This window comes from Kitasatospora sp. NPDC041917, assembly GCF_055589745.1.
Window position 1 is genome coordinate 23,818 of sequence record NZ_JBVJBI010000066.1, and the last position, 12,543, is coordinate 36,360.

Sequence of the window (12,543 nt, forward strand, 5' to 3'; positions counted from 1 at the left end):
CGGGGTGACCCGGGACCGGGGCCGCCGTCGGCACGATCGGGAAGACGGCGGCCCCGGCCCCGGTACGGGTCCGTACGGGCGGGGCATCGACCGCGGGGTTGCCCGTACGGCTGCGGTCGGCACCCATTCCACGACTTCAACAGGACTTGAAGTCAAGCCCCGTCCGAGGCGAGGCCCCGCCCGAGGGTGCCGTTCCGGGGCGGGGTAGCCTCGCTGCGGCGGGGGACTGCGGAGGACAGACACGGACAAGACGGACAGGGGCGGGCGGATGACGGAGCAGCACAGCTACTGGCGGGTGTCGGACGGCGCGGCGGTCGGCGCCACCCAGGCGCACATCGTGTGGACCAGGGCGGCCTACCCCGCCCTGGTGGAGGTGGCGCGCCGCTACCACGCGGTGATCAGCTACGCGGACCTGGCCGAAGCGGTGCAGGAGGCCTCCGGGGTACGCACCCGGGTCAACCAGCGGCACTGGATCGGCAAGGTGCTGTCCCTGGTGATCCGCGAGGCGCACCGGCGCGGCGACCCGCCGCTGACGGCCCTGGTGGTGCACGCCACGGACGGCCGGGTCGGCCCCGGCTACCAGGAGGTGCTGGCGGTGGCCGGCCAGCCGCCGGTGGCCGCGGAGATGGACCGCGAGCAGCACGCGGCCGCCGCCCGCCTGGCCTGCTACCGGCACTTCGGCGCCGACCTGCCCGCCGACGGCGGCACGCCCGCCCTGGCCCCGCGCCTGCGCGCCTCGGTGGAGCGCAAGGCCGCCGTCGCCGCCCCGCCGCGCCCGCCGGCGATCTGTCCGACCTGCTTCCTGGAGCTGCCCGCGACGCGGGTGTGCGACTCCTGCGGGGCGACCGTCGCGCCGTGAGCGGGGGAGCGCGGCCGTGAGCCGGCGGCCCGAGGGCTGAGCCGGGGGCCCGAGGGCTGAGCGGGTGTCACGTCACACGGCGGCGGGCAGCCGCCCGGGCATCTGCCAGCCCTCGGCGAGGCGGGAGGGGGCCAGGCGCCGCCCGTCGCCGAAGAACTCGCAGAACTTCATGATCAGCGGGTCCCAGCCGACCGGGTCGACGTAGTGGTCGCTGCCGGGCACCAGCAGGCTCTCCTCGACGTGGGCGCGCACCACCGACACCTCGAAGGCGGTGCGCCCGCCGCCCGTCAGCGCCGTCGCCGACTCCACCCGGCACTCCAACTGCACCGGGCACTCGGCGGCACGCGGCGCCCGCACCAGCTCGCCGGGCAGCTCGGTCATACCGGCGGCGGCGAACTTCCGCCGCTCGTGGCGGTAGCCCTGCTTCAGCCGGTACTCGGCGATCTGCGGGGCGGCGGTCAGCAGCGCGAGGGCGTCCACGGCGTCCACCTGCGCGGAGGAGGGCAGGTTGAGTACGCACTCGCCCTCGCGCCGCAGGTTGGCGGCAGTCTGGGAGCTGTCGCCCAGACCCAGCACGCAGGACTGCCCCAGCCACCACGCCGAGGACATCGGCATGAGGTTGGCGCTGCCGTCCTCGTTGCGGGATCCGATCAGCACCACCGGGGTGCCGAAATAGAGAACCTTGAGATCGATGACCTTGTGCACGGGAACTGCCGTCCTCGGGATGGGGAATCGTTGCGGTCACCGACTCTGCCCCGGCCCGGCCGGGGGCGCTGGCGGTGATCGGACATCACGTTCCCGCAGGTCCCGCAGGTCCTGCGGCTCCCGAGGACGGCAGGGCCCGCCGCGGCGGGCGCTCCGTCAGCCCACCGGCCCCCGGGCGGCGATCAGCCGGGCCCGGCCGTCGCGCAGCCGGTAGGACAGGCCCACCACGGACACCTTCCCCTCGGCGACCTTCGCGGCCAGCGCCTGCGAGCGCTCCACCAGCAGCTCCACGGTCTGGCGGATGTGCTCGTCCACGATCCCGTCGCTGTCCTCGATGCCCGCCGCCTTCGCGGACAGCACGCTCGGGGTCACCCGCTCCACCACGTCCCGGACGAAACCGCCCGGCAGCTGCCCCTGCTCCAGGGATTCCAGCGCCGCCGCCACCGCACCGCAGGAGTCGTGGCCCAGCACCACCACCAGCGGGCAGTCCAGCACGCTCACCCCGTACTCGATGCTGCCCAGCGCCTCCGCACCGGTGACGTGCCCGGCGGTGCGCACCACGAACAGGTCGCCCAGGCCCTGGTCGAAGATGATCTCGGCGGCCAGCCGGGAGTCCGAACAGCCGAACAGCACCGCGAAGGGCCGCTGCGCCGGGGCGAGCGCCGCGCGGCGCCCGGCGTCCTGGTTGGGGTGCTCGGGGTTGCCCGCGACGAACCGGGCGTTGCCCTGCATCATCACCCGCAGCGCCTGGGCGGGGTCGGTCAGGAAGTCGTCCGTGGGGCCGTCGAGCGGGCCGGGCTCGGGCTCGGATATCGGTGTGGGGATCATGTCTGCACCCTAGATCGCCGCAGGTGGAGCCCGCAGCCGGGGGTCAAGGGTCGGACGGCCCCACGGACGGGCCCGTACGACCCCGTGCGATCCGCACGCGACCTCCGTACGGCCTCATGCGCCCCATGCGGGCCCGTACCGCTCCGACGGGCCCGGGCCGCGGGTCCGGCGGCTACGGGGCGGGGCGCAGGGCGAGGACGGTGACGTCGTCGCGGCTGTGGCCGCCGCTCCAGCGCCGGGCCCGCCGGTCGAGGGCCTCGGGCAGGGCGTCGGCGGGGGTGGCGGCAAGGTCGGCCAGGCCCTGTTCGACCGGGTAGAACGTGCCGGAGGCGTCCTGGGCCTCGGTGATGCCGTCGGTGAGCAGGACCAGCACCCCGTCCCCGGGCAGCGCGAAGCGCCGCACGGGGCGCGGCTCGCCGGGGGCGGCCAGAGCGGCGAGGCCGAGCGGGATGCCGGCGTCCAGGGGGACGGGCTCCACGCGGCCGTCGGCGTGCAGCAGGTAGGGGGAGAGGTGGCCGCAGTTGACGGCCCGTACCTCGGTGGCGGAGCCGCCCCCTTCTCCGGTCCTGGCTCCTTCTCCGGTCCCGGTCCCGTCCCCGGCCCCGGCCCCGTCCCCGTTCCCGGTCCCGGTCCCGTCCGGGCCTCCGACGCACAGCACGGTGGCGGTGACGAACCGCTCCTGCTCGCCGCTCTGCACCGCGTACGCGTTGTGCCGCTCCACCGCCGCCTCCAGGGCATCGGCGACGGCGGGCAGCCGCGCCTCGCGGAAGGCCGCCTCCCGGAAGGCGCTCAGCACCGCGAAGCCCGTCCCGATCGCGGGCAGGCCCTTGCCCTGGACGTCGCCGACCAGCACCCGGGTGCCGTGCGGGGTCTCGGCGACGTCGTACAGGTCGCCGCCGACCATGGCGTCCTCCTCCACCGGCCGGTACAGCCCGTCCAGGCGCACGTCCGAGGTGGTGACGGGCAGCGGGCGCAGCAGCTGGCGCTGGAGGGCGACGGCGCTCTGCCGCATCCGCGACAGCTGCCGCTCGTGCCGCACCCGCCGCGCGCACAGGCCGATCACGGCGCCCTCGGCGGCGACCACGCCCACCAGGGTGCCCAGCCGGGCCGGCAGGTCGCCGGGCGGGACCACCAGCGAGTGGACCACGATCACGGCGATCACCCACACCGAGACGGCCACCGTCTGGGCGACGGTGCCCAGACCCGCCAGCAGCGCGGGCAGGAACACCAGCAGCAGCACCAGGCGGGAGCTGGTGCCGCTGGCCGCCTGGACCAGCAGCACGGCGGCGGTGGCGGCCAGCACGCCGAGCACCACCGCCCGGTTGGCGGGGGCGCGCGGGGCGGCGGGCTGCTGATCGTTGCGGTCCACCCCTGCCGTCCTCTCCGCCGCCCGGCCGTCCCTCCAGGGTGGTCGGCGCGGCGGGGCGGGCGCGAGCGGGCTGCGCCGGGCGGGGGACGGCGACTGTCGGCGGCGCTCGGTACGGTGGCCGGTGTGTCCTCCCCGTCCACACCCCCGCCCACGCCGCCGTCACCGTCCACGCCTCCGTCCTCCCGTGCGACCCCCACGGGCCGCGTACCGCTCGACGACCTGGTGCGGCTGCGCCGGGCCCGGGACCGGATGGACCGCGAGTACGCGCAGCCGCTGGACGTTCCGGCGCTGGCCCGTACCGCGCTGATGTCCTCCGGCCACTTCTCGCGCAGCTTCCGCACCGCCTACGGCGAGACCCCGTACAGCTACCTCATGACCCGACGGATCGAGCGGGCCAAGGCGCTGCTGCGGCGCGGGGACCTGAGCGTGACCGAGGTGTGCATGGCGGTGGGCTGCACCTCGCTGGGCTCCTTCAGCACCCGCTTCACCGAGCTGGTCGGGCAGAGCCCCAGCGCCTACCGGGCCGGCGACCACGAGCCGGGCGCGGCGATCCCGGCCTGCATCGCCAAGGTCCGCACCCGCCCGGTGCGCCGCGCCGAGGCCAAGGAGGCCAAGGGGGCCCAGGAGACGAAGGAGGCCAAGGGGGCCCAGGGGACGAAGGAGGCCAAGGGGGCCAAGGACGCCGAGGGTGCCCGGCGGGACGGCGGCCCCGGCGCTCCCGTAGCGTGACGCGCATGAGCATCGAACTCGCGCAGTGCTTCATCGCCGTCGACGACCACGACCGGGCGCTCTCCTTCTACCGCGACGTCCTCGGCTTCGAGGTGCGCAACGACGTCGGCTTCGAGGGCATGCGCTGGGTCACCGTCGGCTCGCCCGACCAGCCCGGCGTGGAGATCGTCCTGGAGCCCCCGCTGGCCGACCCGCACGCCTCCGAGACCGACCGCCGGGCCGCCGCCGAACTCCTCGCCAAGGGCCTGCTGCGCGGTGTCATCTTCCGCACCGACGACTGCGACGCCACCTTCGAGCGGCTGCGGGCGGCCGGCGCCGAGGTGCTCCAGGAGCCGATGGACCAGCCCTACGGGGTGCGCGACTGCGCCTTCCGCGACCCGTCGGGCAACATGCTGCGCTTCAACCAGCCGCGCACGAGGTAGCGGCCGGCGGCCTGGGGCGGCCTGTGCGGCCCGTGGCGGGTCAGACGGGCTGGAGCCGGGTGTGCAGGAGGCAGAACTCGTTGCCCTCCGGGTCGGCCAGGACGTGCCAAGCGGCGTCGGCGGGCTGGCCGACGTCGACCGGCTCGGCGCCGAGCGCGAGCAGCCGCTCCAGCTCGGCGTCCTGGTCGCGGTCGGTGGGGTTGACGTCGATGTGCAGCCGGAGCTTGCCGGGCCGCGGCTCGCTGTTGGGGAGGAAGAAGAGGGTGGGCTGCGGGCCGCCGAAGCCGGTGCCGGGCGGCCCGATCTCGATGGTGCCGCCGCCCTCGCGGCCGACTTCGACGTAGCCGAGGACCTCGCTCCAGAACGCGGCGAGCCGCTCGGGGTCGGCGGCTTCGATGACCAGTTCACTGATGCGGCATGCCATGGTCCGTCAGCCTACGTCGATCATGTCGCGACGCAAGGGAATTGATCCGCCCGCCCGGACGACGGGGTGCCTCCGGGGCCGGAGGCCGATGCGTGGGGCGGGCGGGGCCGCCGGGCGGTGGTCGGCCGGTGGGGGAATGAACCGCGGGATGGGTGCTGTTGTCGCAGGTCGAGATACCCCTATCCGTATTTTTTCGGGTATCCGGCACGGCCCGCTGCCGCCCAAGGAGATTGTGCATCGCTTCTCGCACGACTGACGGGCCACCCGCCCCGCGCACCGGCGCCGGGCCGTCGGTCGGGGCCCGGGGCCACCGCCACCGCCCGGGCGGCGGCCCCCGCCGGTGAGCTACCGGGCCCGCAGCGCCCCCAGCACCGCCGACAGGTCCTGCTCGGCGATCTCCGGGTGCGCCAGCAGCACCTCGCGGGCCGCCGCCAGCACCGGGCCGCCGCCCGCCAGGGCGAGGTCCTTGGCGGCCAGCCGGACCGGAAAGTCCGACTCCGTGGTGAACGCCCGGGCCGCCACCCCCGCGAGCGGCCCGGCCGACAGCACCTCCCGCGCCTGCTCCTGCGGCACACCCAACTCCTCGGCCACCGCCAGGACTTCGCCCAGGGCGGTGACGCAGGCGACGATCGCGCCGATCACCACCACCTTCAGCGCCGCGCCCGAGCCCGGGCCGCCGCAGCGCCGCACCCGGCCCAGCTGCTCCAGGACGGGCTGCGCGCGGTCCAGGTCGGCGTCCTCGCCGCCCGCGAAGACCGTCAGACCGCCGGTGGCCGCCGGGCCCGTGCTGCCCAGTACCGGGGCGTCCACCAGGGCGACGCCGTCCGGCAGCCCGGCGCGCAGGTCGGCGGTGGCCCGCGGGCCGATCGAGGACATGTCGATCCACAGCGCGCCCGGTGCCAGCTCCGCCGCGCACTGCCCGGCCACCTCGGCGACGGCCGCCGGGTCGGACAGCATGGTGACGACGACGTCCGCGCCGCGCACGGCCTCGGCCGGGGTGGTGGCCTCGGTGACCCCGGTGACCCCGGCGGTCCCGGTGGTCCCGGTGAGGCCGGCGGCGCGGCCGGGGGAGCGGTTCCAGACGGTCAACGGGTGCCCGGTGTCGGCGAGTCGGCGGGCCATCGGCAGGCCCATCCGGCCCAGTCCCAGAAAAGCGATCTTCTTCATGGCCGCCACGCTAGGCAGCCATGAGCCAGGCGACAAGCGAATGTCCGGCATGGTAGTCATGCGCAATGGACATGGCTTGGCTGGACGTCTTCCGCACCGTCGCACACCTGGGCTCCTTCACCGCCGCCGGTGAGCGACTGGGCTACACCCAGTCCGCGATCTCCCGCCAGATCGCCACCCTGGAAGGGGAGTTGGGAACACCGTTGTTCGACCGGCTGGCGCGCGGCGTACGGCTGACCGAGCACGGCCGCGCCCTGCTGCCGCACGCCGAGGCGATGCTGCAACGGCTCGACGCCACCCGGCGCGACCTGACCGCCCTCACCGAACTCACCGCCGGACGGCTGCGGGTGGGCGCCTTCGACAGTGCCAACGCCGACCTCGTCCCCGGCGCCCTCGCCGCCTTCCGCGCCGCGCACCCGGATGTGGAGATCGGCCTCACCGAGGGGCTGGCGGCGCACCTGCTGGACCTGCTCGCCGAGGGCGCCGTCGACCTCGCCCTCGTCGCCTCGTACACCGAACCCGCCGCCGACGGCGACCGGTTCGACGTCCGCCCGCTGATGGAGGACCCGGTGCTGGTCGCCCTCCCGCGCGGGCACCGCCTCGCCGGACGCCGCCGCCTGCGGCTGGCCGAACTCGCCGACGAACCCTGGATCGCCGCCCGCCGCCACGCCGAATCCACCCTCCTCGCCGCCTGCGTCCGCAGCGGGTTCCAGCCCCGCATCGAGTACACCGTCGCCGCCTGGACCGCCAAACTCGGCCTGGTGGCAGCCGGGTTGGGCGCCACCCTGATCCCCTCCCTCGCCGCCCGCGTCGGCCGCCCCGGCATCGCCCTCGTCCCCCTGCACCCGGACGACACCCCGGTCCGGCAGGTGTACACGGTGACCAGGCGCGGGCAGCGGGTGCCGCCGGCGGTGGCGGCCTTCGAGGCGCTCCTGCGCGAGGGCGCCGGTTAGCGGCGCAGGGCGAGGACGGCGGTCAGGGCGCCGACCGCCGGGCCGCCGAGGAGCGGGACGGCCGGACGGCGGGGCCGGGACAGCAGGGTCAGGCGGAAGCAGCCCCACGCGGAACTCCGGGAACGGGCGAGGGGGACCGCTGTGCAACACGCATCGGCTCAGCAGACGGTGTCCGCGGCCGGCAGCGCCCCCGAGGACAAGTAGGCGTCCACCGCCGCGTTCGCGCACGCGCTGTAGGCGTTGAGGTAGAGGGTGTGGACGCGGCCCGGGACGGTCACCAGGCGGGAGCCGGGCAGGCGGGAGTGCAGCGCCAGGGCGCCCTGGTAGGTCGCGTGGGTGTCGCCGGTGGCGTGGAGCTGGAGGGCGGGGACGGCGTTGCGGACCTCGACGGGCGGCTCCAGCGGGGCGCTGCGCCAAGCGGCGCACGGGACGGGGGCGTTGTAGACCGGGCCGAAGAGCGGTTCGGCGGCGCGGGAGCGCTCGACGGCATCGCGGTACCAGGGGGCCGAACGCGGCATCGCCACGTCGTCGCACAGGATGCCGAGGGCGGACGACAGGCCGGCGCCGGCCTCCGGGCCCGGGGCGAGGAGCATGGTCAGCAGCTGGTGCAGGGCCGGGCCCGCCTGGACCGGCCGGCCGTCGGCGGCGTCCAGCAACTGCCGCAGCACGTCCGCGCACAGGGCGCCGTCGCGGTCGTCGCTCAGGCAGACCGCGAGCAGCACCGGCAGCAGGGCCCCGTCGAGCCGGAAGCCGTCGACGGCGATCGGCGCCGCCTCGGCCCGGCGCGCCAACTGCTCGACGGTGGCCCGCACCGCCGCCGGGGTGGCGCCCAGGTGGTAGGCGCCGTCCTGCGGCGCGGCCCAGGCGGCGAAGTCGTCCAGGGCACGCTCGTTGGCGCCGGCCATGTCCTGGAACGCCCCCATGCCGTACCGCGCCGGGTCCAGGGCACTGTCCAGCACCAGCCGGTCGACGCGCTGCGGGAACAGCTGCGCGTACACCGCGCCCAGCATCGCGCCGTAGGACTGCCCGAAGAAGGAGGTCCGCTGCTCGCCCAGCGCCGCGCGCAGCACGTCGACGTCCCGGGCGGTGTTGCGGGTGGTCAGGTGGGGCAGCAGATCGGGGTGCTTGTTCCAGCAGGCGTCCGCGTCGGCCTTGGCCAGGCGCCAGGCCTGCTCGAAGCCCGCCCGGCCGGTGCCGGCCGAGCGCAGCCACGTGCCGCGGGTCAGGCCGCAGTCCGGGCCGCCGGCGCCGACCCCGCGCGGGTCCATGCCGACGATGTCGTAGGCCGCCGCCGTCCCGGGGGCCAGCTGCTCCCGCAGCGCGACCGGCATGTCCAGCCCGCGATCGCCGGGGCCGCCGGGGTTGGTCTGCAGGACGCCCCGGCGCTTGGCCGGGTCCGCGGACCTGATCCGGGAGACGGCCAGGGACAGGGTGCGGCCCCGCGGCTCGCGGTAGTCCAACGGAACGGTCAGGGAGGCGCATTCGGCGCCGGCGGCGGCCAACTGCGGCTCCTGGCACGCGGCCCAGGCGAGTGGCTGGCGGCGGTAGGGCTCCAGCTGATCGGTGCCGGCCGAGGAGGCGGAGAAGGCGGAGAAGGCGGAGGAGGCGAAGGGCGCCGAGGGCGCGGAGGAGGCGGAGGAGGCGGGGACGGCTGCGGTGAGCACGGTGGCCGCGGACAGGGCGAGGGCGGTGGCGAGCGCCGGTGCGGTCTTCATGTCGGCCAGCCTAGAAGGGAGTTGGCCACCACCGGGGATCAGGGCCCCCGATCCGCCTTGACCTCAAGTCGGCTTGAGGTCCTACGGTCGGTCGCGTCCTGACGATCAGTCGATCGTCGATCAGCCGAAGGAGTACCGGACATGACGATCAAGACCTACGAACCGCAGATCATCGCCGCCCAGCCCATCGGGGCATGGACCGGCGAGGTCTTCCGCCGCCTGGTGGTGGAGGGCCTGCGCGAACAACTGGCGGTGGAAGGACTCACCCAGCCCCACTGGTGGACGCTCAACCACGCGGCCGGCCGCCCCGGCGGATGGACCCGCACGACCCTGACCGAGCGGCTCACCCCCTACGACGACCAGGACACCGCCTTCGACACCGTCTACGACGACCTGATCGCCCGCGGCTGGCTGACCGAGGACGCCGACGGCGCCCTCACCCTCACCGAGCAGGGCGAGGCCGGCCGCCTGCGCGCCCGCGAACGCAACCTGAGGATCAGCGAACGCGCCCACCAGGGCATCGACACCGACGAGTTCGTGACCACGATCAACGTGCTGCGCCGCATGGTGGCGAACCTGGGCGGCAACGGCAACCTCCCCGACTGACCGCCCCCGGCCGACCGCCCCCGACCGACCGCCCCCGGCAGGACGGCACGGGCCCGGTCGCAGGAGGGAATTGACCCATGGAAACGATCGCCGATTGCCACCTGATCGGCGGTCTTTTCACCCATAGGCTGGTCACATGACGACGACGAAGAACACCACCGCCCCCGTCCTGACCCGCTGCGCCGAGGCCGAGACCTGCACCGACCCGAGCTCCACCATGACCCTGCTGGCCGACTCGGCCCCGGAGGAGGGCGGCTTCACCGTCTACCGCTCCACCTTCGCCGCCGGAGCCCCCGGAGCGCCCGCCCACTTCCACACCCGGGCCTGGGAGCTGTTCTTCGTGATCAGCGGTTCGCTGCGGGTGCTGGTCGGCGAGGAGGTCTCCGTGCTGGGCGCGGGCGACTTCCTCGCCGTGCCCCCGCACACCCCGCACGCCTTCGCCGCCGCCCCCGGCGCCGAGGCCGACGTGCTGTGCGTGTTCACCCCCGGCATGGACCGCTTCGACTACCTGCGCCTGCTGGGCAGCGTCATGCGCGGCGAGAGCGACCCGGGCGCGATCGCCGCCTCGGCGGAGCGCTTCGACAACCACTACGTGGACAGCCCGGCCTGGCGGGCGGCCCTGGCGGGCGACGGCGCCTGAGTCCCGCACGCCGCCGCCCGACGGGTCCGGGCCGCTCGACGGGCCGGGCCCGCCCGGGTGTGGAACGGTGGTAGCCCGGGGGGGTGTCCCGGTTGCGAGAGGAGTGGCCATGTCGTCGAAGCGCCGCCGCAAGAAGAAGGCCAGGGCCAGGCGCGGGGCCAACCACGGCCGCCGCCCCCAGTGCTGAGCCGCGGCTGAACGGGTGAGGTGCGCCCGGACGGCCTTCCCGGCCGCTCCGGGCGCCGCCCGGTCGCTGTCCGGTCGCTGTCCGAAGAGCCCCTGTCCTCCGAGGCCCCCGGCTCAGAGCCGCCCGCGCCCCAGGAAGCCGCCGCGCGCCACCTTGTGGTACTGGCAGTAGCCGACCCGGTTCGCACCGAACGCCAGCTCCAGGACCACGCCCCGCCCGTCCGCGCGGACCTCGCTCAGCAGCTGCGCCGCGTCCACGTCCGCCGGCGTCTGCTCGAACACGTAGAGCCGGTTGATGTACGGGCCCGCCGGGATCGGGTCCCGGTGGGGGATGCCGTCCCGGTCCCAGGTCAGCGTCGCGCCGGGGCTGGACAGGCAGGGGGACTGCATCCGCCGGCCGTCGGCGTCGATTCCGCCGTTGCGGTGCCAGCGCAGCGCGTGGTCGAGGCTGCCGGCCGGGTCCGGCCCCTGGCCGTGGGCCTGCCACCGGACCACGTCCGCCGCCTCGATCCGCCGCAGGACATCGAGGACGTCCTCCCGGACGACGAAGTAGGCGCGGGCGTAGATCCGGCAGACCAGCAGGGTGTCCCGGGGGTGGTCCAGGCCGTAGGAGGACGGGAGGGTGGACTGGTCCAGGACCTGGGTCAGCACGTGCTCGACCCCCTCCACCGCCCCCAGCGCCTCGACCAGTCCCCGGATCCGCTCCCGCTCCGCCACCCGGGCCGCCCGCGCCGCCGGCGAGTCGACCAGCTTCAGCTTGCGCCGCTCGGTGGGCCAGTGCATCGCCCGCAGCGACTGCACACCGTTGAGGACCGGGTTCACCAGCATGACGACGAGACAGACGAGGCTCGTGGCCACGTCCTTCAGCAGCTTCTTCACCAGCAGGGGGTCCTCTCGGGTCGCACGCGCGTCTGCGTCCCACACCCTGTCCCGCCCGCACCCGGCCCCGCAATCCGCGCCCGTACTCAACTCCCCTCCGTGGCCGCCCGGTTGCCGAGCGCGTCCACCGCCGGCCGCCTGAAAGCCGCCGCAGACCGGGCCGGAGACCCGCCGCGGACCGGGCCACGGGCCCGTGCCGCTGCGGCGATCCGCGGGCCGGCTGCGCGATGCTGATCACGACCGCCCGCCCCCGCCCCCGGCACCGGCACCGGCACCGGCACCGGCACCGGAGAGAGGCTCCCGTGAACGACGACCTGCTGACCACGAAGATCGCCCTCGGCTTCGACCACCTCGACGCCGATGGCGACGGCCGTCTCACCGAACACGACCACGTCCTGTGCGGCCGGGCCTCCGCCCGCGCGCTCGGGCACGAGCCCGGCTCCGCCGCCGAACAGGCGATCATCGACGCCTACGTCACCATCTGGCGCGACCTCCACCAGCCCCACGCCGGCGGCGCGGACGAGATCGGCCGCGACGACTTCATCGCCTCCACCCTGACCCTGGCCGACGACCCGCGGGCCGCCGCCGCGACGGTCGGCCGGCTCGCCGAGGTCTTCCTGTCCATCGCCGACGCCGACGGCGACGGGACGGTCGACCCCGAGGAGTTCTACGCCTTCCACCACGGCCACGTCCCCCGCCTCGGCCGCGACCGGGCCGACGCCGCCTTCCGCCACCTGGACCGCAACGGCGACGGCGTGCTGTCCCGCGAGGAGTTCGTCGGCGCGATCGTGGAGTACTGGACCAGCCGCGACCCCGAGGCCCCCGGCAACTGGTGGGCGGGCGAGCACCCGCTCCGGGCCCGGTAGCCGGGCGCCCCGGGGGCGCGTAGCGGGACGTGACCGATGGGCACCGCACGTCCGGGGCGGGGCGGGCGGGGCCGGTAGGCGAGGCGGCGGGGGGGCGGGGCGGGGCCGAGGGGCCCCGACGGGCACCCCCCGCCGAGGGGGGTTCGACCCCAGTAAACTCGTCCCCCAATAAGTTCCCCCCTTGTTTTCTGTTCC

Annotated in this window: 15 protein-coding genes; 8 read left to right on the plus strand and 7 right to left on the minus strand. The window is 75.3% G+C overall.

From position 1 onward, the window contains the following. Positions 1-268 precede the first annotated feature (268 nt). Positions 269-859, plus strand: a complete 591-nt coding sequence (locus tag ACZ6EM_RS38640; protein WP_359906603.1) for a hypothetical protein — start codon at positions 269-271, stop codon at positions 857-859. Between the two features lie 72 nt (positions 860-931). On the opposite strand, the gene ACZ6EM_RS38645 is transcribed toward ACZ6EM_RS38640, so the two are convergent. From ACZ6EM_RS38645 to ACZ6EM_RS38655, 3 genes are all read right to left on the minus strand, one after another. Then, positions 932-1,564: a flavin reductase family protein gene (locus ACZ6EM_RS38645; RefSeq protein ID WP_452179818.1), complete on the minus strand. Its 633-nt coding sequence runs from the start codon at positions 1,562-1,564 to the stop codon at positions 932-934. 156 nt (positions 1,565-1,720) lie between these two features. Beyond that, entirely contained in the window at positions 1,721-2,299 is a 579-nt protein-coding gene (locus tag ACZ6EM_RS38650; RefSeq protein ID WP_401052940.1) for a carbonic anhydrase, read from the minus strand. A gap of 265 nt (positions 2,300-2,564) precedes the next feature. Then, complete coding sequence (locus tag ACZ6EM_RS38655; RefSeq protein WP_465774513.1) at positions 2,565-3,761, minus strand: PP2C family protein-serine/threonine phosphatase; 1,197 nt, start codon at positions 3,759-3,761, stop codon at positions 2,565-2,567. 249 nt (positions 3,762-4,010) lie between these two features. Here ACZ6EM_RS38655 and ACZ6EM_RS38660 point away from each other — a divergent pair, with 249 nt between their 5' ends. Both ACZ6EM_RS38660 and ACZ6EM_RS38665 read left to right on the plus strand, forming a co-directional pair. Continuing rightward, positions 4,011-4,490, plus strand: coding sequence for a helix-turn-helix transcriptional regulator (locus ACZ6EM_RS38660; protein WP_465774520.1), 480 nt, complete (start codon positions 4,011-4,013; stop codon positions 4,488-4,490). A 5-nt stretch (positions 4,491-4,495) separates the two neighbouring features. Beyond that, positions 4,496-4,912, plus strand: coding sequence for a VOC family protein (locus tag ACZ6EM_RS38665; RefSeq protein ID WP_401053598.1), 417 nt, complete (start codon positions 4,496-4,498; stop codon positions 4,910-4,912). A 40-nt stretch (positions 4,913-4,952) separates the two neighbouring features. Here ACZ6EM_RS38665 and ACZ6EM_RS38670 read toward each other — a convergent pair whose 3' ends face one another. Both ACZ6EM_RS38670 and ACZ6EM_RS38675 read right to left on the minus strand, forming a co-directional pair. After that, complete coding sequence (locus ACZ6EM_RS38670; protein WP_380633776.1) at positions 4,953-5,336, minus strand: VOC family protein; 384 nt, start codon at positions 5,334-5,336, stop codon at positions 4,953-4,955. A 345-nt stretch (positions 5,337-5,681) separates the two neighbouring features. Continuing rightward, positions 5,682-6,503 carry an NAD(P)-dependent oxidoreductase gene (locus tag ACZ6EM_RS38675; RefSeq protein WP_465774514.1) on the minus strand — a complete coding sequence of 274 codons (822 nt, stop codon included), beginning with the start codon at positions 6,501-6,503 and terminating at the stop codon, positions 5,682-5,684. Between the two features lie 65 nt (positions 6,504-6,568). On the opposite strand from ACZ6EM_RS38675, the gene ACZ6EM_RS38680 reads away from it, so the two are divergent. Continuing rightward, positions 6,569-7,456, plus strand: coding sequence for a LysR family transcriptional regulator (locus ACZ6EM_RS38680; RefSeq protein ID WP_465774515.1), 888 nt, complete (start codon positions 6,569-6,571; stop codon positions 7,454-7,456). A 158-nt stretch (positions 7,457-7,614) separates the two neighbouring features. Here ACZ6EM_RS38680 and ACZ6EM_RS38685 read toward each other — a convergent pair whose 3' ends face one another. Next, a complete protein-coding gene (locus ACZ6EM_RS38685; RefSeq protein ID WP_465774516.1) occupies positions 7,615-9,171 on the minus strand; it encodes an alpha/beta hydrolase in 1,557 nt (518 codons plus the stop codon). 141 nt (positions 9,172-9,312) lie between these two features. On the opposite strand from ACZ6EM_RS38685, the gene ACZ6EM_RS38690 reads away from it, so the two are divergent. The 3 genes from ACZ6EM_RS38690 to ACZ6EM_RS38700 all read left to right on the plus strand — a co-directional run bounded on the left by ACZ6EM_RS38690 (position 9,313) and on the right by ACZ6EM_RS38700 (position 10,604). Beyond that, entirely contained in the window at positions 9,313-9,777 is a 465-nt protein-coding gene (locus tag ACZ6EM_RS38690) for a MarR family transcriptional regulator (RefSeq protein ID WP_465774517.1), read from the plus strand. Positions 9,778-9,913: 136 nt separating this feature from the next. After that, complete coding sequence (locus ACZ6EM_RS38695; RefSeq protein ID WP_380353340.1) at positions 9,914-10,417, plus strand: cupin domain-containing protein; 504 nt, start codon at positions 9,914-9,916, stop codon at positions 10,415-10,417. A gap of 109 nt (positions 10,418-10,526) precedes the next feature. Beyond that, positions 10,527-10,604 (plus strand): hypothetical protein, encoded by a 78-nt coding sequence (locus ACZ6EM_RS38700; RefSeq protein ID WP_464336931.1) that lies wholly within the window; start codon positions 10,527-10,529, stop codon positions 10,602-10,604. Between the two features lie 113 nt (positions 10,605-10,717). On the opposite strand, the gene ACZ6EM_RS38705 is transcribed toward ACZ6EM_RS38700, so the two are convergent. Beyond that, a complete protein-coding gene (locus ACZ6EM_RS38705) occupies positions 10,718-11,482 on the minus strand; it encodes a hypothetical protein (protein WP_465774518.1) in 765 nt (254 codons plus the stop codon). Positions 11,483-11,784: 302 nt separating this feature from the next. Here ACZ6EM_RS38705 and ACZ6EM_RS38710 point away from each other — a divergent pair, with 302 nt between their 5' ends. Beyond that, positions 11,785-12,348: an EF-hand domain-containing protein gene (locus ACZ6EM_RS38710; protein ID WP_465774519.1), complete on the plus strand. Its 564-nt coding sequence runs from the start codon at positions 11,785-11,787 to the stop codon at positions 12,346-12,348. Positions 12,349-12,543 lie beyond the last annotated feature (195 nt).

What these genes read in the sequence shown, in the direction of transcription:
- ACZ6EM_RS38640 (WP_359906603.1), top strand. Translation starts at nt 269, where the DNA reads ATGACGGAGCAGCACAGCTACTGGCGGGTGTCGGACGGCGCGGCGGTC.
- ACZ6EM_RS38650 (WP_401052940.1), bottom strand. Translation starts at nt 2,299, where the DNA reads ATGATGCAGGGCAACGCCCGGTTCGTCGCGGGCAACCCCGAGCACCCC.
- ACZ6EM_RS38660 (WP_465774520.1), top strand. Translation starts at nt 4,011, where the DNA reads ATGGACCGCGAGTACGCGCAGCCGCTGGACGTTCCGGCGCTGGCCCGT.
- ACZ6EM_RS38665 (WP_401053598.1), top strand. Translation starts at nt 4,496, where the DNA reads ATGAGCATCGAACTCGCGCAGTGCTTCATCGCCGTCGACGACCACGAC.
- ACZ6EM_RS38670 (WP_380633776.1), bottom strand. Translation starts at nt 5,336, where the DNA reads ATGGCATGCCGCATCAGTGAACTGGTCATCGAAGCCGCCGACCCCGAG.
- ACZ6EM_RS38675 (WP_465774514.1), bottom strand. Translation starts at nt 6,503, where the DNA reads ATGAAGAAGATCGCTTTTCTGGGACTGGGCCGGATGGGCCTGCCGATG.
- ACZ6EM_RS38680 (WP_465774515.1), top strand. Translation starts at nt 6,569, where the DNA reads ATGGACATGGCTTGGCTGGACGTCTTCCGCACCGTCGCACACCTGGGC.
- ACZ6EM_RS38685 (WP_465774516.1), bottom strand. Translation starts at nt 9,171, where the DNA reads ATGAAGACCGCACCGGCGCTCGCCACCGCCCTCGCCCTGTCCGCGGCC.
- ACZ6EM_RS38690 (WP_465774517.1), top strand. Translation starts at nt 9,313, where the DNA reads ATGACGATCAAGACCTACGAACCGCAGATCATCGCCGCCCAGCCCATC.
- ACZ6EM_RS38695 (WP_380353340.1), top strand. Translation starts at nt 9,914, where the DNA reads ATGACGACGACGAAGAACACCACCGCCCCCGTCCTGACCCGCTGCGCC.
- ACZ6EM_RS38700 (WP_464336931.1), top strand. Translation starts at nt 10,527, where the DNA reads ATGTCGTCGAAGCGCCGCCGCAAGAAGAAGGCCAGGGCCAGGCGCGGG.